Below are 19,797 nucleotides of genomic sequence, written 5' to 3'. Positions count from 1 at the left end.
GGTATCGCCCCGGGTGGTTACCAGCTGCAGACTAAACCTTCAAACAGTTACCCCCCTACTGTGCATCAACGATAACACCGTTCAACCAATCAGAAAGGTCCGGGGGGATTTCTGAGTTGGTTTTCAAGGGCTCTAATGTGTAGACATGCCTGTCTTAATATCTGTAGTTTTGTTAATGATTTGCCAGCCGCTCCGGGAATTTTATTTTTAAGTGCCTCAAAGGCGTCGTTCATTCTACTGACACGATGCCTTTCTCTAAGGTTAGCTATTTGCCTCTGCTGATCAATGTCCGCTAGCAATCTTTCTCTTGTGGTGAGATCGGTATCTTCCCCTGCAGTTGGTGTGAAATAACGGTTTCGGTGATCAACTTGATGAACATCGAACTGTTTGAACGTTGTATCTTTATTTGTATGATTAGCAGGATTTATTCCTATAGCGCCAGATGGTTCATCTGGTGGCATCTGATTTGGCTGCATTGGTATTGTATTAATATGCATCTGATTTATTACCTTCTTCATTTTGAATAATGAATATAGCAAAGTACTCCCCAGCCCCCTTTTACGCTCATGTTAATGGCCCTGTCCCGGCTTCGGTAAGTAGAAAGACGACACTTTCCGAAAACTTAAGGCGCTGGCATGGTATCTTCAGAAACCTCAAAGTTATCGAAGTACGCTGTACGTGCATGCGCTGTTTTCAGAAATAGGCCAATACGGCTTCTGTCTACTGCGAAGCCATAAGATGTGAGCTTCTGCATGCCATTACCATCCAACAGGTCATAGAAGAACGTGTACCTGTCAACTCCGGTGCCATTGCCATTTTCAATCACTTCCATACGCAGTTTGACCTTGCCAGAAGCGTTGGCACTGACGTTAATAAGCGGGTTGTTGGTACCAAGGCCTTGGAGGTTAATGAGTCCATCACGGCCACTCCAGTAGTCCAGGCCATAGGAAAATACCGGTTGTGCACCATCTTCATCCGCATAGACAGTAAGACCTGCAATTTGACGATTTTGTGCGGCGTTCAGTTCGACTTCGGTTTCCACTGCCCAGGACTCAGAGCCGGGTGCTGCAAAATAAGCAATAGGGCCATTGTTACGTGCCTTCCACATATCCGTATTGCCCGTTGTGGTAATGTCGAGACGATCATTAACCTCATCGATGGTAATAGAAGCCAGTGAGCTATCAGGGATATCCGCAGATAAGCCAGAGTCGGTGAGCGTAGCGCCTGCAAAAGACGTCGAATAAGTAGTATGAAGCGGTAGCCCCACGGTGTTGCCAATTGAAATGGTAAAGGTCTGTTCAGAAGAGTAACCATGTTCATCGGTTGCACTGACAACGAGGCTGTATGAAGGTTTCAGGTCAAAGTCCAAAGCCGCTATTAAGGTCACTTTACCATCAGGGGCAACTGCGAAGTGACTGAGTCCATCACCACCCACTGCAGAATATAATACCGTTGTGTCTCCATGGTTGGCATCCGTTGCGGTGAGCGTCGTAACGACCGTGTTGACCGCTGTATCTTCCAATACGAGAAAAGCATTGCTGGTGAATTTCGGGGCCTGCTCAACCTTGTAATGCAAGTCAAAAAACGTCTCCTGACCCCGGTCATCGACAACCTTGAGGTTTATGGTCTGCGCATCAGCATTCGTTACCCCCTCATTAGAGTAAACCTGGCCGCTACCATGGACGTTCAAACCCGCGGAAAAGGCACCACCCCATGGCCCATAAGTACCAGTAGCCGTATCTTTATGGAAGACGAGGAGTTCACCTCCCTCAGGATCACTGTAGTATTGGCTCAGATCAAAAGGTCCAAATGGTTTACTTCCTTCAATGGTACCAAGGTTAATGGTTGGCTGAGTGACCACCGGAGCCTGGTTGGTATGAGCCACAGAGCCAGAAGCCACTTTTCGGAAGCTGGAGGTATCGCCCCGGATACGACTGGCGTCAACCATGACGGCATCCACTCGCCAGAAAATCTGGTCGGTGTCGTTAACCGTCTGTACAACTTCAGTAGGGCTGCCTTTCCAGGCTGCTGTCAAGCCACTGTCCGGGTTATCAACATCCGTTTTGTTTGAACTGACAAAGAGTTCGTAGCCTGCAGCACCGCGCACGCCTGTCCAGTCAAATTGGACATCTCCCGCAGCAACAATACCGTTATAAGCAGGAGCAATCGGGACCGGTTTAGTCCGTTGATAATTGGCAGCAACCTGAGTGTCATTCAGGGCATAGTTAAAGCTTTGAATCTCATCGATGAGCCCGTTAAAGCCCTTGCCAAAAGTCAGACTGTTAAAGTTATAGGCATAGCCCACGTGGGGTGCAGAATCGACCAGCTGACCATCGAAAAAGAGTTTGTTGATACCGCCATATTCATGGACCATGGTTACCTGATGCCAGGTTCCTGTTGCAATGCCTACAGTCCCTTCATTGGTGTATTTGGCGTCGATCTCATTCCACTCTATGCCACCGGCTAATTGTGAAGAAGGCCAGTGCATTTTTATGCCTGTGCCATGGTTGACGATATCAATGTTGAGTGACTCTTTATCATAAGAACCATGAAGTAAATTAACGTTAGAACTGATCGCCTGGGCGGAATTAAACCAAAAAGAGAGTGTCATGCTGTGATGGCGTGCAGAGGGTATTACATCATTGCCGATCACCAGGCCATTGGTGTCGATAGATGTGTCGTACGCCTTGCCACTGACACCACCGGAAACGACAGCTGCCTCATTGACTGCCACTTTAGCGCCACCAGAACCCAGTGTTTGTGATTGACCTGAAACAACATGATCAAAGTCGATTAAACCATCAACGTGTGGTGTTCGTTTAAAGATATTGAATTTCCGGGTCGTGGTATAACCACCGGTTTCCTTGATATAAATATGAGCAACAGACTGGCCTTCATCGAGGTTCACGGCGGCATTATTAGCTGTAGCAGTGACAGTGATCGTTTCACCTGCTGCCAGCGAGGCAGATGTCCTGTCAAGGCTTAACCACGGACTGTCTGTTTGAATTGCCAGAGTCTGACTTACATCTGTGTTGTTGGTAATATCGTACTCTTGCTGTGGTAATTTGGTATTGCCATCCCAGTCATAGACGACTTCCTGAGTCGGGCGGGCGATAATCGGGTAAGTTGGCTTCATCGCCTGTGGCATCACCTTGATGGACGGATCGCCATTGAGTGTCCAGACAATATCACTTCCTGTGATACTACGATGCCCATCACACATTCTCTGCCAGTGTGCCAGTCCCATGGGCTCACCTTTGGTGAAAATATCGAAGCGGCTGTGACGGTAGAACGGTTCACCAAAACCATTATTTTTGCCCAGTGACCCCACCGGGCGCGTCCCTCCCATGACGCCAATGGAACCATAACGTAACTGGGAGGCACAAAGGTTATTGTCGTAACCAACTTCACAGGCTTCACAGGAGCCGATCTCAGATAAGTACGGGCGGACATTGTTACCATGGTTGCGTGAGAAGTCGACACTGAGACCACCTTGTGTCCAAGTGGGTGTACCATGGCCACCCGTACGGATATAGCCAATATCGTAGTTGGTCAGGAAGTGGTCATTCTGCCACTGTTCGAAATCTGTTGGGACGTGGCCATCGCCAACACCTCCGCGAACCCGATACTCAACGCCTGCATATTCGTAGACAGCTGCATTGATATTCCAGGTCGTGTCGTTGATATCCGGTCTGTAGCGCCAAGTGATATCTGCCTCGTTTTCGTAATCGATAAACTTCTGCAAGATCGCATCCACATCACTGTATTTGCCAAATTGACTGCCTTCACCCGCCACCTGGATACGACCAACGAGTACACTCCACTGCCCTGAATGCCCTTTACCCCAATCGCCATTACTGTAGAGAACGCCATCACCATCGGCATCAATCGTTTCATTCACCAGGTCCACGTAGTAATGGTCAGTAGCCGCTACCCCATAGGTATATTCGTGCCAATCTGTGACTTTACCCGCATCGACTTTAGCCTGGCGTTCAAAACGTGAGATGCCACCTTTGGCAATGGCCATCGGCACATCGCCCTGGTAAATATCGGGATCACCGACCATAAGGACATAAAGAATATCCTTGTTCTGATAGTTATTACGCAGCCAGGTACGTATGTTATCCGCAGCATAGACACCATGACCGCCACCGTGATCTTTTTCTGTGACGACATATACGGTAAAGCCGAGGGCTTCCTTATGAGCGATAAAGTCATTTAGCTTTGTCAGATTTTTTCTAAGCTTCTCGGTGGTTACAATTGCATAGCCTTTACGGTTAAGACGGGCATCATCCACATCTTTCATTGGCGATGGCGTGTCGAAGTTACCATTGCCGGTATACCATTGGGCTCCGAGCATTAAAGGGGGTCTCTTCGTCTCCCATGTCTGGCCAAGGGGATTCCACCAACGCTGGATGGTAACTGGAGTCAAGACGATACGATAGACTTCCATCAAGCGGTCATTGTAGTCGTCCAAACCTTTTAAAAATGCTGTGTGCTCTCCTTCGCCAGGCGTAGCTGTACCTAATTTGATACTTGTTAAATCACCACTTGTCTGGGCCAGAGTAAATTGAAGCGTTTCCGGGCCGATTTGTAACTGAACGCTCTTGCCAGCAGAGCTGGCAGGGACATTTCTGAGCAAGAGGTTCACATCGTAAGAGATGTTCTCCAGGCCTTTGATTGTCCATTCTGCTTGAGAGCCAGCAGAACTTCCGCTGAACAATAAGTACTTGGCGTTTTCCTGCCAGGTGATACCTGCCCCCAGTTTGGCGTCCCAGCCGCGCAGGGTTACCACTCCCGCGGCGTTTGGCTGAGGATTGCCTTTGGGAATCTCTGCAAAAGTGAGCGGCAGGAATAGTAGAGATATCAATAGAACCAGCCAGACCTGTTGTTTAGCCTTTGTTTTTCGCTGGCTGGTAGCGGGGTCCCGGTAAGTTTCGAAAGCCGGGATCACGAAAGCTGGGGGCAGGTCTTTCATGGTTCACAACTCTGGTCGTTTACGGTGATAAGAGAAAAAGGCGGCAAAAAGCGTAGGCGGGAAACGGTGGCAGGTCTTTGCATAAAGCAAAATTCAAGTCCTGCCTCAGAAACGTTCTTAGTATAACAAACAGAATCACCCTCTGTTTGGATGGTCAGGCTAAAAAGGGTGTTCCGGAATTTCAGCTGCGCCCGGAAGCAGTCATACTCCGGGCACAGCTGAGATGATAAGCCGATTAAACAGGATCAAAACAATCGGTTCAGCCCATCCAAAGCAGCAACACGGTAAGCTTCAGCCATGGTCGGATAATTAAATGTGGTATTCAGGAAATAACGGAGTGAATTGGCCTTGCCCTCTTGCCGCATCACCGCCTGACCGATATGGATAATCTCCGAAGCCTGATCACCAAAACAGTGAATGCCCAACACTTCCAGGGTATCCCGATGGAAAAGGATCTTCAGCATGCCAACTACCTCGCCAGTGATTTGAGCCCTGGCCAGTCTGGAGAAAAACGCCTTGCCCACTTCATAGGGAATGGCATCTGCCGTCAGTTCTTCTTCCGTACAACCCACAGAGCTGATTTCCGGGATGGTGTAGATTCCCGTGGGCACTTCATTGACAAAGTGCCAGTCCTCACTGTTACAAAGGTGTGCTGACGCTGAGCGGCCCTGGTCATAAGCGGCACTGGCCAGACTGGGCCAGCCAATGACGTCACCCGCCGCATAAATATGGGGTAATGAGGTCTGATAGCTTTCATTAACACTTAACTGCCCACGGCCATCGGGCTTAAGGCCGATCATTTCCAGCCCCATTGCCTGGGTATTGCCTGTCCGGCCATTGGCCCAGAGCAACATGTCGGCCTTGAGTTTCTTACCCGACTTGAGGTGCAGCACCACGCAATCATCCATGGTCTCAAGTTTCTGGAACTCTTCATTATGGCGAATAATGACGTTCATTTTGCGCAGCTGATAGCTCAGGGCATCGGAAATCTCTTTATCAAGAAACGACAGCAGCCGCTCACGGGTATCAATCAAATCCACCAGCACGCCCAGACCAGAGAATATCGAGGCATATTCAGAGCCGATAACACCGGCACCGTAGATGATCATGCGTCGTGGCGTAGAGGACAGCTCCAGAATGGAATCACTATCAAAAACCCTGGGATGGTGAAAGTCGACACCGGGTGGATGGTAGGGACGGGAACCGGTGGCAATCAGAAAGTTGGACCCGAACAGACGTTCCGTATTCCCGCTGGGCTCAGTCACCTCCAGGGTGTGCTCATCAATAAAGACACCACGGCCAAAGTAGAGATCAATGCGATTCCGGGCATAGTACATGGTCCGGGACTGCACCTGCTTCTGAATCACCGATTCCGCCCTTTTCAATACTTTGGGAAAGCTGAACCAGCGGGGATCACCAATCTCACGAAACATGGAGTTGGTATTGAAATCCATGATCTGTTTGACAGAGTGGCGCAGAGCCTTGGATGGAATCGTACCCAGGTGAGTACAGCTGCCACCGACAAAGTTAAACTGCTCAACGACAGCGACCTTTTTACCAAGCTTGACGGCATTCATGGCCGCCCCCTCACCCGCAGGCCCCGACCCAAGGATGACCAAATCGTATTTACTGACACCCATTTATTCGATTCCCCCGGTTCCAACACATTATCCGTTTATTCTTATTTACAGCTTATACTTTGAGTGTCCAAAAAGCTTTACACTAGGAGCCTGACCGAGAATAGACTGCCCTACTGTGGTGGCAGCAAATTGGTCTAAAAATCCGCTTTTGTTCGGCAAATAGCCCCGCTATTCACCTCACAAAACCGAATTTTTATCCTCAATTTTCTACCATCCTCGCTACGGGCGCTATTCTCGGTCAGGCTCCCAAGAGGCTGTCACTGGTGTCTACAACCAATAAAAAACAAACGTAACCAGAAACGATTACGCCTTTTTACTCTGACTTGCAGCCGTCGCGTCATAAAACAGGTCATCATTCACCTCGGAAAGAGGGTCTGTTTTGTCTCCACCGCCACAAATAACACAGCTGTCCTTCAGGCCAAGATTACTAAGGCCACCACAGGAGCCTTTAATCGGCTTATTGGCAAAAATTACACCCACCGCCATAGCCGCAATGAGTACCAGAAAAGTACAAAATGTAATCAGCATAATGGTCATGACTGATTCCTCCATTATTTACCATGAAATGGTTCAGGTGATACACGGAACCTGTTTATTGCAGCGCTATTTCCCGCTCAAGGTTGTTCATGGCTGTTGAACCAGGTAAGGCTTAAAGGCCTCACTGGTTACCGTTGCAAATCCTTCATCCGTATAATAGGCAAAACGTGCCGCAATACCTAGCCTGTTCGCCAGTTCCAGTCCTTTCTCATCCCCCAGCACCATAAACATGGTGGCCAGGGCATCGGCCCGGGCCGAGGTATCGGCAATGACAGCCACTTCCGCTACCCGCTTGGCTTCAGGCCAGCCGGTAACAGGATTAATGGTATGTGAGTAACGTTTGCCATCGACTTCAAAAAAATTCAGATAATCACCAGAGGTTGCCAGCGCCTTGTCCAGAGGCTCAACCAATGCTGACACGCCGTTTTTTCCCATTTCAGGACCGATCACCGCCAATCGCCAGGGGTTGCCATTAGGCTTGACCCCATGAACCAGCACTTCGCCACCAACCTCTACCATAAAGTCCTCAATACCCTGAGCCCTGAGAGCCGCTGCCGCCTGATCAACACCATAGCCCTTGGCGATGGAACTCAGATCAACAAACAACGCCTTTTCCCGGGTCAGGGTTGAACCTTCAGGGTCCGCTTTCAGACTTTGATAACCAACGTTGGCCAGGGCTTCCTGAATAGCCGTTGCCTCGGGAATATGGCCCGGATACTGGTCCTCTATCCATTTGACAAATTCCGGAGCATTGGCCAGCGGGTGGGAGTCACTATCATCCTGACTGTCGTTGACGGCAACCCATTGTGTCGGGCCAAAGCCCCACAGGTTCACCAGGGGACCTACGGTAATATCGTAGGCTCCATCCGAAAGATCAGAAATCTCCCTGGCTTGCTGAACCAGCTGAACAATATCACCGGACAGTTTAAATGGCTCCCCTACCGGGGCCCGGTTAAACTTCATCAGCTCAGAGTCTGGTTTATAGGTTGACATCCGTTGATCCACATCAGCCAGGGCATCCTGAACTACAGCAGAAACATCCTTTACCGGATGACTGAACAGAGTCGCTACATAACTGACGTTAAAGGTCGTTCCCATAACCTGCCCCTGAAAGCTATTCAGCCTGGGCCGCGTACTCAACACCAGAAATAACGCCACCAGCACAATGATGGCAGGTATCAATGATCGCTTCAGTGATCGGAAAAGCAAGTGGAGCTCCTGATAGTGGTTCAATGGGGCGTGGGTCAATCTCAGGTAGTTCTCTTAAAACAGTGCGGGCAAGGATAACTACCTTATGTCGGTGCGCTGGAAAAGATGCTCTGAGAAAGCTCCCGGCTGAAAGTCTGGCCGGATTCTAGCACCTGCCTGTGGGATAATCATCAGGGATTAAACGGAACGATTCGGGCAGTTACTTAGCCCGGATATTTCATAAACGTGCTCCCGCTCTCACTTGTCCCTTGTCGCTCTAACCCGGATATTTCATAAATAAGAGCAGGTTCCGCCCAATCACTTGATATGATTGGGTCGACCAAAAGAAAGCTTCGGAAGAAGCAAACCGGAACCTGCTATGGCGAAACATACACAAGAAACCCTTCGTTTTCACCCTGTTAATGGTAAAACTGTCAGAGCTGATTTTAACGGAGGAGAGTTGTCCTCCGATTTTGGTGCGCTGTTACTGCATGAAATGGCCATCCGCAGTGAGCTAATTCCCCGGCTCGTCAAGGCAATCCGGGACAAACGACATCAATCAAGAATGCCTCGGCCCGGTGCGTTTATGAGCAGTTCTATTGTCCCAGAGGACAGGATGAAAACTGCATCAAACACCTGAAAAATGATCTGTCCTGTGATCGGACATCGGATATGGGCTTTCGGGCGAATGCATTGCGTATGTACTACGCCTGTGCCGCGTATGTTCTGCATTACGAAATGAGAACCACTGTATTGATCTGACAGGCAGTGCTTGATCAAAAAAACATCAGCCTGTCGAACTTTTGCAGTGTTTATGAAATATTCGGGTTAGAACCTATTTGAAATGGAACAAGTGTCGCCTGAACGTCCTTGCTTTCCTCGTACTTGGGCTGCTGGAAAAACAAACCATAAACTTCACAAGTCTTGCAACCACCTTCCCCGGAAGGTCGCAGACCCTTTCCTGTTACCGACGGATTCAGCGTTTTTTCTCGAAGTGGTTTTTGATGAAAGTATCATGGCCACATTGATTGCCAGTCTGTTCGCCCCGGAAGACAAGTGGCAGCTCAGCATGGATAGAACTAACTGGATGTTTGGGATTTTCAAAATCAACATCCTGTTTCTGGCAATAAACTACAAGGGAATGTCTATCCCGATTTTATGGACACTCCTGCCCAAAAAAGGTTGCTCGAATACGACTGAACGCATTGAGCTCAAGAGGTTCCAAAAAATTTTCCCTGAGCAAGCCATACAGCGTCTGCTAATGGATAGAGAGTTTAAAGGAAAACAATGGCTGAAATATCTGGTTCATAGTAACTGGCCCATCTGCATCAGAGTTCCCAACAACACGCTTGTTCCCAATAAGCACCAAAACAGGTTGCTTCCAGTAACCAGAATATTTTCACTGTGACCAACCTGAACCGGGTGGAGTTCATCTTGAGCGAAGTGCTTCAGGCTTATCGTCTGCGGTGGCAAATAGAGCTTATCTTCAAAGAGATCAAGTCCTATTCAGGGTGGCATCGTTTTAACACTAACTCTGCCACGTTGTTGTTTAGCCTGATTCTGATGTCTTTCGTCGTTGTGACGTTGAAAAGGTATCTTGCTCACGCTGTGCAGGCGAACCTCTACAACAGTGGTGCCATTGAGGAAATCTCGACGCACAAGGTGATGAAAAGCGGGACCAGGCTGTTTGGCAGTCTGATTCTATCTTTGATGAATGCAGGAAAATCACTGGTCTCATGTATTAAAAAGCTGCTCAACTTCTGGGGAGATAATGCAAAACGTGAACACCCTGCACGAGATGGTTGTTCAGGGCGTACAAGATTAGGCCTTTGCACTGTAGGTGGGGCTTAATGTCTACCTTAAGTGCTGGTATTTTCACTCAGCAAGGATTGCCAACTGCTGTATGAGTAACTTTATTGGAGCTATCCAGAGCAACTACTTGTTTTTTTGTTGTGCAGTGTCTGTGGGTAGTTGGTTCAATGGTGCAGGCTGGTCAGTTACCAACGTTGATTTGTTTAATAGTTCGCGGAGGGCAGCAATTTCCTCACGATTTGTTTTGCAGCTCTCATGAATCTCTTTTTGTTCCCTGTATAATTGATCCAGCTTTTCCATTGGCTTTTTGTTCAATTCCTTAATATTCTTTTCAAGATTCACTATTTTTTTCTGGTTTTCGGTAAGTTTCAAAGTACTCTGTCTCAGCCTGTCCGATAATTGTTCAAACCTTTCCACTAGTGCATTGTTTAACTGCTGTTTGTTTTTGAGCAGTAGTGCATCAGTGTATTTATGCCAGGCAATGCTGCGACGATTCAGGGTGCCAGCCAGGAGATTGGCACCGCAAAATGTCATAAAACCAACAGGTTCAGGTATTACAGGGCTAACGGTGTTACCGAAAATTTTACCAATAACTCCACAACAGGCCGAACCTGCCAGCAAATCAAAATCTATATAGTCTAACAAGTGTTTGGACGGCGCATTCGGAGTTGGTTGCATGATTGTTAATTCCTGAAAATAAGGGCTACTTAGTTAGTTAGTTATTACGGTGATAGATCAAACTAAAACGTTTCCTCTAACCTCCGACTTTCTTTCCAGAAAAAAGTTCAAAATATTTGATTGAAGGACCACTTTTTTTCATTGATAAAAATCCGGCGAGTCCTTAGCAGAAAACCGGTTACTTTACGCCGCTGTCATTCCAGGGATTGTACGGAACCCATTCTGCAGGGAGCCAACTGCCAGCGCGTTGACAACCGTGTGAGATGGATCCTGTACTTTTTCTGTAAAACCATCGTACAGGGTAACAGCGCAGCGGATTGAATAAAATGATGGAACAAACCAATATTTTTTTTGCCTGAGTTGGATGAATAAGTGGAATCATCTTTGAGGAATGAACATGTTTTCCCGGGCCAAGTATTTACCCATAATCTCTAAACATATTTTCTCTTTCCTGCTTTTCCAGCGCCTTTGGGAATGATGATACTCACTCCTTGAACCGGGATAAGAGACACAACTTTTAAGTTGGCAGGCGTTTTATTGAATCAACTGAAAGAGATTGAGGGTTCAGTGCGACTGGTATCAGGTAAATGGGTATGTTTTTTGACAAAAAGCCAAGGCGAGACACAATATCACCGCAGAGAAATACGCTGCTACGATCTGACTGGCTATTTTTGTTCAAAAAAAATCAATCATTCGAGCTGTAGCAGCGTTTATGAAATATCCGGGTTAGGAGGCTGACCGAGAATAGACTGCAAGATTCAAGACCCGAGACTGGTTTCTGCTGAAGCTACCGCCAGGACATCGACAGTTTCCGCTGATTGGCAGCACAATCTTTAAGGTAGAGATTAATCAGGCTCTGATAGGGTATCCCCATTTCGTCAGAGAGAGCTTTAAAATAATCGATGACATCCTCATCAATGCGAATGGTCATCTGCTTTTTTAGCTTCTTGGCGTAAGGGTTTTTTTCGCCCTGACTGAAATCATACTCTTCTCTCATGGCTTCATTCTCGATGTGCAGGTGTCGGTTTCTTTTTGGGTTGCACTCCTCGCGGAAAAAATCCGGATCACCTCATCCGTTCGGTAACAGAGACAGACAACTAAAATTTTCAGGCTTACACTCATGCCAGGAAGGATAAAACGGTCAACCACTTCCGAGTGATCCGGGTCACCTGTGAGCAAGCCATTCTCATCAAAAAAGACAGTTCTGGCTTCATCAAAGCTGATACCGTGCTTCCTGAGATTACTACGGGACTTATCATCATCCCATTCAAAGGTAAGGTGCTTCATTCAACAAAGTGTAACTACAATGTAGTTGTTTTCAAGCAGTCAGTTTGGGAAATCGGTGTCAGGCCTTCTTCTGGCTCTGTCTTTCGCCATACTCAGGGCGGGCTCGCCCAGGTGGCTGCAAACAGCCCCACCATCATGCCGCTGTGAAAATTTGTTTCTTATTGAAAACTTGTTTATTGATGTAAGAGGAAGGTATTGTTACGCTTGCCGTCAGGAATTCAGTGATCTGGTCAAAACCCGTTAATAATCCATTGATGCCTGGTTTCAGGCTGCTCTCTATTAATGGCTCTTCTGACCATCTTTCTTTTTGATAAATAACAAAAAAATAGCCCTGAAAGCAGATATCACAAAAATATACCAACAAATGGAGTCATGGCGATGAGCTTAAGTATTCTCGATTTGTTCAAGATTGGTGTAGGCCCTTCCTCATCCCATACTGTGGGTCCGATGGTAGCCGCCAACCGCTTCCTTGACGCCCTGCTCCAACTGGGGCAGCTTGAGAATACCCGTCAGATTCGTATTGAGCTCTATGGCTCCCTGGCCATGACCGGTACAGGCCATGCCACCGATACTGCCGTGATGCTGGGCCTTATGGGTGAAAAACCGGATCAGCTTGATCCTGACCAGGCTCCGACATTGATCAACGATGTCCGCAGCACCGGTGAGTTGATACTTGCCGGCCAATATCCGATCCCTTTCGTCGAAGATCAACACCTTCACTTTTTGCATGGTCACTCGCTTGCCAAGCACCCCAACGGTATGACGCTGAGAGCCTTTGATGCAGCAGGCCTTGAGCTTTTTCATGATAATTATTACTCCGTGGGCGGAGGGTTCGTACTGAATGAAGAGGAAACCGAACAGACGACTTCGGCAACGGACATTCAGGTCCCCTTTCCGTTCAATAACGCTCAGGACCTTCTGGATATCGGAGACAGAACCGGGCTCTCCATTGGTGAAATTGTCCTGGAGAATGAACAACACCTGGGAAGATCTGACCAGATCCAACCAGCGTTGCTGAATATCTGGCAGGTAATGGATCGCTGCATCAACCGTGGCTGTGAGCAGACAGGGGTACTTCCCGGCGGCCTGAACGTCAATCGTCGTGCAAACCAGCTGCATCAGGAGCTTTTGAACCGCCCCGAAGACCAGCAGGATCACCTGGAAGTCATGGACTGGGTTAACCTGTTCGCCATCGCCGTCAATGAAGAGAACGCCGTTGGTGGTCGTGTCGTTACCGCGCCAACCAATGGCGCAGCCGGTGTTATTCCGGCGGTTCTTGCCTATTACGATCGTTTTGTTCCGGGTAGCACTGAATCAGGTATTGTGACCTTTCTGGCCACCGCTGCAGCCATTGGCATGCTCTATAAAAAGAACGCCTCAATCTCGGCCGCCGAAGTGGGTTGTCAGGGGGAAATCGGGGTGGCCTGTTCCATGGCGGCAGGCGCTCTGTGCGCGGTCATGGGCGGCAATAACCGCCAGATTGAAAATGCCGCTGAAATAGGCATGGAGCACAACCTGGGCCTGACCTGTGATCCGATAGCCGGTCTGGTACAGGTTCCCTGTATTGAGCGCAATACCATGGGCGCTGTCAAGGCCATCAATGCGGCCCGGCTGGCCATGAAAGGTGACGGGCAGCACCGGGTTTCCCTGGATGACGTCATTGAAACCATGCGCCAGACGGGGCTTGATATGCAGGATAAATACAAAGAGACAGCCACCGGTGGTCTGGCTGTCAATGTCGTGATGTGCTGAAAACCCGAACCGAAAACAACATTTGTCTTTTATTTCCACTGCTGACCTTTGTTTTTAACAACAAATGCGTCAGTTCAAAAAAATTTTATTAAAATAACGTAATAGTGAAAACAGGACGACAACATGGCCGTTGAACACACTTCTACTCTGCCGACACTGGCAGAACTGGAACATAACGATGCCTTTACCCATCGTCACACAGGTTCTGACCAGCAGGAGCAGCGGGCCATGCTGGCAAGTCTCGGGCTCAAATCGCTGGCAGAGCTGATCAATGACACCGTTCCGGGCAGCATCCGGTTAAATCGGGAGTTAGCACTTCCTGCCGGAAAAACTGAGCAGCAGGCCCTTGCCGGGCTCTATGCCCTGGCCCGGCAAAATACAGTGAATAAGTCGTATATTGGTATGGGCTATTACAACACCGAAGTGCCCAATGTCATTCTGCGTAATCTGCTGGAAAACCCTGGCTGGTATACCGCCTATACCCCTTATCAGCCAGAAATATCCCAGGGCCGGTTGGAAATGCTGCTGAACTTCCAGCAGATGGTTATGGACCTTACGGGCATGGAGGTTGCTAATGCCTCCCTTCTGGATGAAGCCACTGCCGCTGCAGAAGCCATGACTCTCTGTCTGCGCAGCGTGGGACGCAGCAAAGCGGCCTCACAAACATTCTTTGTGGCCGATGACGTGCACCCACAAACCATTGATGTGATGAAAACCCGTGCCGACTGGTTAGGCATCAACGTTATCGTTGGTAACCCCCATACCGAACTGGGCAATCACGATGTATTTGGTGTGCAACTTCAGTATCCGGGCACCTACGGTAACATCACAGATATTGAGAGCATTGCCGCCATGGCCCGACAACAGGGTGCCATGGTTTCAGTAGCCACTGATCTGCTGGCCCTCACCTTATTGAAATCCCCCGGGGAGCTTGGCGCTGATATTGTTCTGGGTAACAGCCAGCGCTTTGGCGTACCCATGGGCTTTGGCGGCCCCCATGCAGCCTTTTTTGCCACCACCGGTAAACTGAAACGCTCAATCCCCGGCCGGGTTATCGGGGTATCCAAAGACAGCCGTGGCAATACCGCCCTGCGTATGGCCATGCAGACCCGTGAACAACATATTCGCCGGGAAAAAGCCACCTCCAACATCTGTACTGCCCAGGCTCTGTTGGCCAACATGGCGGCCGCTTATGGGGTCTACCACGGTCCGGAAGGGTTAAAAACCATTGCCGAACGCGTACACCGCCTGACCCGAATCCTTCATCACGGTCTCACTGAAATGGGTTTCCAGTGCAACCAAACCTTCTTTGATACCCTGACCTTCAAGGTAGGCAGTGAGCAGGAAACCATTATCCAGCGGGCGCTGAAATATGGTTGTAACCTGCGCCGTATTGGTTCTGACCGCCTGGGTGTCAGCCTTGATGAAACCACCCGCTCTGAAGACATTATTGAACTGTTCAATATCTTTATGGGTGAAGGCAAAGAGCTGAATATTGCCTCCATTGACCGCCAGATCTCGGCCAATAACAGTCAGCTGTCTCATACCCAGAACACCATCGGACTCTCACCGGAACTGCGACGTTCAGACAGCATCCTGAGTCACCCGGTATTCAACAGCCATCACTCAGAAACCGATATGATGCGTTATCTGAAGCAGCTGGAAAACAAGGATTACTCACTGGTTCATGGCATGATTCCACTGGGCTCATGCACCATGAAGCTCAATGCTGCGGCAGAAATGCTGCCGGTTTCCTGGCCTGAATTTTCCAGCATCCACCCTTTCACGCCCAAAAACCAGATTCCGGGTTACCTGACCATGATCCGGCAACTGGAGCAGGCTCTGGTAGAGATTACCGGTTATGACGCCATTTCCATGCAGCCAAACTCCGGAGCCCAGGGGGAATATACGGGCCTTCTGGCTATCCGTAATTATCAGCGGGCAAACCGGCAGGAGCACCGCGATGTCTGCCTGATCCCCTCTTCCGCTCACGGCACCAATCCCGCTTCAGCGGCGATGCTCGGCATGAAAATTGTCATTGTCGCCTGTGATGATAGCGGTAACGTGGATGTCAATGACCTGAGAGCCAAAGCGGAAGAGTACAGTGACCGCCTCTCTGCCCTGATGGTCACCTACCCTTCCACCCACGGGGTATACGAAGAAGAGATCCGCACCATCTGCCAGATCATTCATGATCATGGCGGCCAGGTTTATATGGATGGTGCCAATATGAACGCCATGGTCGGTGTCTCCCGTCCCGGCGATATCGGCTCCGATGTCTCCCATCTCAATCTACACAAGACCTTTGCCATTCCCCACGGTGGTGGCGGTCCGGGTATGGGACCCATTGGTGTCAAGAGCCATCTGGCACCTTACCTGCCCAACCATTCAATAAGCCCGGTCGAAGGCCATAATGAAGGCATTGGTGCCGTATCTGCTGCGCCTTACGGCAGCTCATCCATACTGCCCATCAGCTGGATGTACATCACCATGCTGGGCAGCCTGGGTCTACGGGAGTCAACAGAGTTGGCCATACTGCATGCCAACTACATGGCAAAACGGCTGGGTGATCATTACCCGATTCTCTATCAGGGCAGAAACAACCACGTTGCCCACGAATGCATCCTTGATATTCGCCCGATCAAAGAAGCCTGCGGTATTACCGAGGAAGATATTGCCAAACGCCTGATGGATTATGGTTTCCATGCTCCGACCATGTCTTTCCCCGTGGCCGGAACCCTGATGATCGAGCCAACCGAGTCTGAATCCAGGGAAGAAATAGACCGCTTTATTGATGCGATGATTTCAATCAAGCAGGAAATTGATCAGGTCGCCAACGGCACATGGCCAACGGACAACAACCCCCTGGTCAACGCCCCCCACACCATGGCAGACCTGGCGGAAGATGAATGGCAGCGCCCATACAGCAGGAAGGTCGCGGCATTTCCGTCACCTGCCGCTCATAAGGCGAAATACTGGCCTACGGCCAATCGCATCGACAACGTGTTTGGCGACCGCAATTTTATCTGTTCATGCCCCGGCATTGATAATTATCAATAAGAATCACCAGGAGTGTTTGTCTTCTGAAGTTGCCGGGAAATATTTCGGCAGGAAAGATTCGTCCATCGAACTTCCTGCCTCATAAGATCACCACCGGCGTGATCGTGTAGAATACGAAGGATGGTATTAATGGCTCGTTACTATAGAGGCGAAATATCAGAATTATTTCAGGACAATTTCTTTATACTATTATCCCTTGCAGTGCTTCTTCAGCGTACTCGTTATTGCTGAAATAACCTGATTGAGCTGTGACTAATAATTGTGCAGCAGCATGAGCGATGAAAGGCCTTAAAGGTGTTGCAATTTTTGCAGCACGATCTGCAAATGTTTTGGATGTGCCAGTTACAGCTGCTTTATTTTCCAAATCTACAATTTTACTGACATTTTCGGGTGTTAGTTTCATTTGCAGCAATGTTGGATTTCCTTTTTTCTTATCATATACATTCAAGATATTTTCAGAACATCCTGTCGTAACCGAAAAGATTTGCGTAGCTGCTGACACTAAATCCCCAGTTGTTGGCTTCATCATACACTACCTCCTTGTGTACTTATTCATTATTTATAAATATATATTCAATTTAAATAAATTATTATTAGACATAAGTCTAAGCCGGATATTTCATAAACTGCCCCGAATCTCGCGCGGGACTTTGTCGCTCTAAGGGATTTTGTGTGGGAGCGCCGTACCGGGGAGTACGGTCGACTGAGCAAAACTCCCTTAGAGCGGCAAAAGACAAGCGAGATTCCGGGCAGTTTATGAAATATCCGGGTTAATGGACACATAGCTAATGATCACCTGGCCCAACCCAGCCTACAGTCCACATTAAGTGGGTAACCTTAACCGGCTTGCGGGTCAGTATTGCTGATTTTAGCGAATAGTTATGTTGAAACTCTGAAATATCGTTTTACCCCTTGCAGGACAAGAGATTTGACGATTTTGCCCATTCACCCACTGGGCGAGTATGTGGATTCGGATGAGCAAACACTCCTGCTAGGAGCCTGACCGAGAATAGGCTTATGTTATCATAAGCCTCAAAATCAAAATGACTTATGCCAAATGTCACAGCCAAAGTTCAAGGATAGTCCCGTTGAGGTTGACCAGCACCTGCTGTTTCCAACCAACATTTTTGATCTGCTCCCCACCGATCATGACTGCTTTGTTTACGAGAGCCTCTTCCAAAGCATCGACACATCGGAAGTTGAAAAAAAGTATCATCATCTTGGGCAACATGCCTATCCGCCAAAGCTGATTGTTTCAATCCTAATCTATGCTTACAGCCACGGTGTTTTTAGCTCCCGCCAAATTGAACGACGCTGTCGGCAGGATCTGGCATTTATGTACATTTCAAAGATGAACTGCCCGAACTTCAGAGTGCTGGGTGATTTTCGTAAAGATAACCTGTCGTTTTTTCATGACTGTTTCAAACATTCCGTCAAGCTGGCAATGGAGTTGCGCATGGCTTCACTGGGCCATATCAGCCTGGACGGATCAAAGTTCAAAGCCAGCAGCTCAAAGCATAAGGCAATGAGCTACGGCAGGCTGAAAAGCAGAGAAGCCGAGCTCAGTGCAGAAATTGATGAACTGATCAAAAAAGCCAGCCTGTCTGACCAACAGGAAGACGATACTTACAAAGAGGCCAATGGTTATACCATTCCAGAGGACTTACAGTTCAAACAGGAACGCCTGAAAAAGATAAAAGCGGCAAAAGAAGCACTGGAAAAACGGGAAAAAGCCCTGAATCCTGATGAGCAGATTGACGACAAAAAGCAGATCAGTTTTGCCGACCATGATGCTCGAATTATGAGCAAAAAAGGGTATTGCCAATACAGTTACAATGCCCAGATCAGCGTAGATGGGGATCATCAGATTATCGTTGGTCAGCACCTCAGCAAGCAAGCTAATGATATCCAGGAAGTAGAGCCTGCATTGAATGCCCTGTCCGAAGCAACCGGTGGTGCGATGGTAGATAAAATGAGCATGGATAATGGTTATTTTTCCGGACTCAATCTGCATGCGGTGGAACAACGTAACATTGATGGCTATATCGCAACGGATAGAGGTGAAAAGCCAGCGGAAGAAGCACTTGAAAATTCGGATCGGAAATTTGTCAAAGCCGATTTTGCCTATGATGCTGAAGCCGATGTGTTTGTTTGTCCAGCCAATGAACGGCTGGTCACGAACCCCTTGAGCAAGGCCAAAAGAAAGAGCTACCGGGCCAGCAAAGAAGTGTGCAGTGACTGTCCATATCGTTCAAGATGCAGTGGTGCAAACAAAGAGCCTGGCCGGGTTATCCGCACCGACCGGTTTGAATCTGCACGGCAGGCTATGAATAAAAAAATGGAAAGTACCGAAGCCAAATCAGTTTACGAACGTCGTAAAGTTATTGCAGAGCCAGCGTTTGGGCAGATCAAAAATTCGGGATTTCGGGGATTCAGCCTTCGCGGAAAAGAGAAAGTGGCAGCAGAGTTTTCACTGGTTTGCACGGCGCATAATATCAAAAAATTTGTGAAGGCGGCGACAACGGGGTCAATCCGTCTTGACGGTGTAAAAAAGGTTAAAAAGGCAGCATAAAGGCTTTAATAAGTCTAAAAACTGCTCAAAATAGCTAATTAAGCTAAAATTTCGACTATTTTTTAAAAGATTTAAATTTTTGTTGCCCTGCTGGTTGCTTTCCTGCTTAGTTCTCGGTCAGCCTCCTAGGAGGCTGACCGGGAATAGCGCCCGTAACGAGGATTGTGAGAAATTGAGGATAAAAATTTCTGATTCTGAGGAGAATAGCGGGGCTATTTGACGAAGAAGCAGGAATTTTTAGACCAATTTATCGCAACCGCAGTAGGGCAGTCTATTCTCGGTCAGCCTCCTAG

17 protein-coding genes are annotated in these 19,797 nt (G+C 48.4%); 7 read left to right on the top strand and 10 right to left on the bottom strand.

What is annotated here, in order from left to right; translation table 11 throughout:
- Nucleotides 1–89 precede the first annotated feature (89 nt).
- The 5 genes from J7438_RS21745 to J7438_RS21725 form a co-directional block, all read right to left on the bottom strand.
- On the bottom strand, nucleotides 90–497 hold the full coding sequence (locus tag J7438_RS21745) for a basic helix-loop-helix domain-containing protein (RefSeq protein ID WP_209278203.1): 408 nt from the start codon (nucleotides 495–497) through the stop codon (nucleotides 90–92).
- 125 nt (nucleotides 498–622) lie between these two features.
- Nucleotides 623–4,978 carry a LamG-like jellyroll fold domain-containing protein gene (locus J7438_RS21740; RefSeq protein WP_209278202.1) on the bottom strand — a complete coding sequence of 1,452 codons (4,356 nt, stop codon included), beginning with the start codon at nucleotides 4,976–4,978 and terminating at the stop codon, nucleotides 623–625.
- A 245-nt stretch (nucleotides 4,979–5,223) separates the two neighbouring features.
- Nucleotides 5,224–6,618: a Si-specific NAD(P)(+) transhydrogenase gene (gene sthA / locus J7438_RS21735; RefSeq protein ID WP_209202361.1), complete on the bottom strand. Its 1,395-nt coding sequence runs from the start codon at nucleotides 6,616–6,618 to the stop codon at nucleotides 5,224–5,226.
- Between the two features lie 303 nt (nucleotides 6,619–6,921).
- Nucleotides 6,922–7,155: a (Na+)-NQR maturation NqrM gene (gene nqrM, locus J7438_RS21730; RefSeq protein WP_209278201.1), complete on the bottom strand. Its 234-nt coding sequence runs from the start codon at nucleotides 7,153–7,155 to the stop codon at nucleotides 6,922–6,924.
- Nucleotides 7,156–7,242: 87 nt separating this feature from the next.
- A complete protein-coding gene (locus J7438_RS21725) occupies nucleotides 7,243–8,337 on the bottom strand; it encodes an FAD:protein FMN transferase (RefSeq protein WP_209278200.1) in 1,095 nt (364 codons plus the stop codon).
- A gap of 385 nt (nucleotides 8,338–8,722) precedes the next feature.
- Between J7438_RS21725 and J7438_RS21720 the strand changes: the two genes are divergently transcribed.
- The 4 genes from J7438_RS21720 to J7438_RS21705 all read left to right on the top strand — a co-directional run bounded on the left by J7438_RS21720 (nucleotide 8,723) and on the right by J7438_RS21705 (nucleotide 10,194).
- Nucleotides 8,723–8,983, top strand: a complete 261-nt coding sequence (locus tag J7438_RS21720; protein ID WP_209278199.1) for a transposase — start codon at nucleotides 8,723–8,725, stop codon at nucleotides 8,981–8,983.
- Nucleotides 8,902–9,105 carry a transposase gene (locus J7438_RS21715; RefSeq protein WP_209278213.1) on the top strand — a complete coding sequence of 68 codons (204 nt, stop codon included), beginning with the start codon at nucleotides 8,902–8,904 and terminating at the stop codon, nucleotides 9,103–9,105. The genes J7438_RS21720 and J7438_RS21715 overlap by 82 nt, the downstream gene beginning before the upstream one ends.
- A gap of 82 nt (nucleotides 9,106–9,187) precedes the next feature.
- On the top strand, nucleotides 9,188–9,751 hold the full coding sequence (locus tag J7438_RS21710) for a hypothetical protein (RefSeq protein ID WP_209278198.1): 564 nt from the start codon (nucleotides 9,188–9,190) through the stop codon (nucleotides 9,749–9,751).
- The gene (locus tag J7438_RS21705) at nucleotides 9,748–10,194 is read left to right on the top strand and encodes a transposase (RefSeq protein WP_209278197.1); all 447 of its coding nucleotides are present in this window, start codon (nucleotides 9,748–9,750) and stop codon (nucleotides 10,192–10,194) included. The genes J7438_RS21710 and J7438_RS21705 overlap by 4 nt, the downstream gene beginning before the upstream one ends.
- An 84-nt stretch (nucleotides 10,195–10,278) precedes the next feature.
- Here the strand turns inward: J7438_RS21705 and J7438_RS21700 are convergent, their stop codons facing one another.
- From J7438_RS21700 to J7438_RS21685, 4 genes are all read right to left on the bottom strand, one after another.
- Nucleotides 10,279–10,833 carry a hypothetical protein gene (locus tag J7438_RS21700; RefSeq protein ID WP_209278196.1) on the bottom strand — a complete coding sequence of 185 codons (555 nt, stop codon included), beginning with the start codon at nucleotides 10,831–10,833 and terminating at the stop codon, nucleotides 10,279–10,281.
- A gap of 787 nt (nucleotides 10,834–11,620) precedes the next feature.
- A complete protein-coding gene (locus J7438_RS21695; protein WP_209201584.1) occupies nucleotides 11,621–11,830 on the bottom strand; it encodes a BrnA antitoxin family protein in 210 nt (69 codons plus the stop codon).
- A complete protein-coding gene (locus J7438_RS21690) occupies nucleotides 11,827–12,120 on the bottom strand; it encodes a BrnT family toxin (RefSeq protein ID WP_209278195.1) in 294 nt (97 codons plus the stop codon). The genes J7438_RS21695 and J7438_RS21690 overlap by 4 nt, the downstream gene beginning before the upstream one ends.
- A 133-nt stretch (nucleotides 12,121–12,253) precedes the next feature.
- Nucleotides 12,254–12,481 carry a hypothetical protein gene (locus tag J7438_RS21685; protein WP_209278194.1) on the bottom strand — a complete coding sequence of 76 codons (228 nt, stop codon included), beginning with the start codon at nucleotides 12,479–12,481 and terminating at the stop codon, nucleotides 12,254–12,256.
- A 17-nt stretch (nucleotides 12,482–12,498) separates the two neighbouring features.
- Here J7438_RS21685 and J7438_RS21680 point away from each other — a divergent pair, with 17 nt between their 5' ends.
- Together J7438_RS21680 and gcvP are read left to right on the top strand one after the other, a co-directional pair.
- On the top strand, nucleotides 12,499–13,872 hold the full coding sequence (locus J7438_RS21680; protein WP_209278193.1) for an L-serine ammonia-lyase: 1,374 nt from the start codon (nucleotides 12,499–12,501) through the stop codon (nucleotides 13,870–13,872).
- 123 nt (nucleotides 13,873–13,995) lie between these two features.
- Nucleotides 13,996–16,932, top strand: a complete 2,937-nt coding sequence (gcvP, locus tag J7438_RS21675; RefSeq protein ID WP_209278192.1) for an aminomethyl-transferring glycine dehydrogenase — start codon at nucleotides 13,996–13,998, stop codon at nucleotides 16,930–16,932.
- Nucleotides 16,933–17,113: 181 nt separating this feature from the next.
- Here gcvP and J7438_RS21670 read toward each other — a convergent pair whose 3' ends face one another.
- Nucleotides 17,114–17,461, bottom strand: a complete 348-nt coding sequence (locus tag J7438_RS21670) for a hypothetical protein (protein WP_209278191.1) — start codon at nucleotides 17,459–17,461, stop codon at nucleotides 17,114–17,116.
- Nucleotides 17,462–17,989: 528 nt separating this feature from the next.
- Here J7438_RS21670 and J7438_RS21665 point away from each other — a divergent pair.
- Nucleotides 17,990–19,504: an IS1182 family transposase gene (locus tag J7438_RS21665; protein ID WP_209278190.1), complete on the top strand. Its 1,515-nt coding sequence runs from the start codon at nucleotides 17,990–17,992 to the stop codon at nucleotides 19,502–19,504.
- The last annotated feature ends 293 nt before the right edge of the window (nucleotides 19,505–19,797 follow it).

Source organism: Thalassotalea sp. G20_0 (assembly GCF_017744175.1).
Classification (GTDB): Bacteria; Pseudomonadota; Gammaproteobacteria; order Pseudomonadales; family Endozoicomonadaceae; genus Endozoicomonas.
Note: the sequence above shows the minus strand (reverse complement) of the source record. Positions and strands in the feature narration are given on the sequence as shown.

Bases quoted from the DNA above. Each gene is read 5' to 3' on its own strand.
- J7438_RS21745 (WP_209278203.1), bottom strand. From the start codon at position 497: ATGCATATTAATACAATACCAATGCAGCCAAATCAGATGCCACCAGAT.
- J7438_RS21740 (WP_209278202.1), bottom strand. From the start codon at position 4,978: ATGAAAGACCTGCCCCCAGCTTTCGTGATCCCGGCTTTCGAAACTTAC.
- sthA (WP_209202361.1), bottom strand. From the start codon at position 6,618: ATGGGTGTCAGTAAATACGATTTGGTCATCCTTGGGTCGGGGCCTGCG.
- nqrM (WP_209278201.1), bottom strand. From the start codon at position 7,155: ATGACCATTATGCTGATTACATTTTGTACTTTTCTGGTACTCATTGCG.
- J7438_RS21720 (WP_209278199.1), top strand. From the start codon at position 8,723: ATGGCGAAACATACACAAGAAACCCTTCGTTTTCACCCTGTTAATGGT.
- J7438_RS21710 (WP_209278198.1), top strand. From the start codon at position 9,188: ATGGAACAAGTGTCGCCTGAACGTCCTTGCTTTCCTCGTACTTGGGCT.
- J7438_RS21700 (WP_209278196.1), bottom strand. From the start codon at position 10,833: ATGCAACCAACTCCGAATGCGCCGTCCAAACACTTGTTAGACTATATA.
- J7438_RS21695 (WP_209201584.1), bottom strand. From the start codon at position 11,830: ATGAGAGAAGAGTATGATTTCAGTCAGGGCGAAAAAAACCCTTACGCC.
- J7438_RS21690 (WP_209278195.1), bottom strand. From the start codon at position 12,120: ATGAAGCACCTTACCTTTGAATGGGATGATGATAAGTCCCGTAGTAAT.
- J7438_RS21680 (WP_209278193.1), top strand. From the start codon at position 12,499: ATGAGCTTAAGTATTCTCGATTTGTTCAAGATTGGTGTAGGCCCTTCC.
- gcvP (WP_209278192.1), top strand. From the start codon at position 13,996: ATGGCCGTTGAACACACTTCTACTCTGCCGACACTGGCAGAACTGGAA.
- J7438_RS21670 (WP_209278191.1), bottom strand. From the start codon at position 17,461: ATGATGAAGCCAACAACTGGGGATTTAGTGTCAGCAGCTACGCAAATC.
- J7438_RS21665 (WP_209278190.1), top strand. From the start codon at position 17,990: ATGTCACAGCCAAAGTTCAAGGATAGTCCCGTTGAGGTTGACCAGCAC.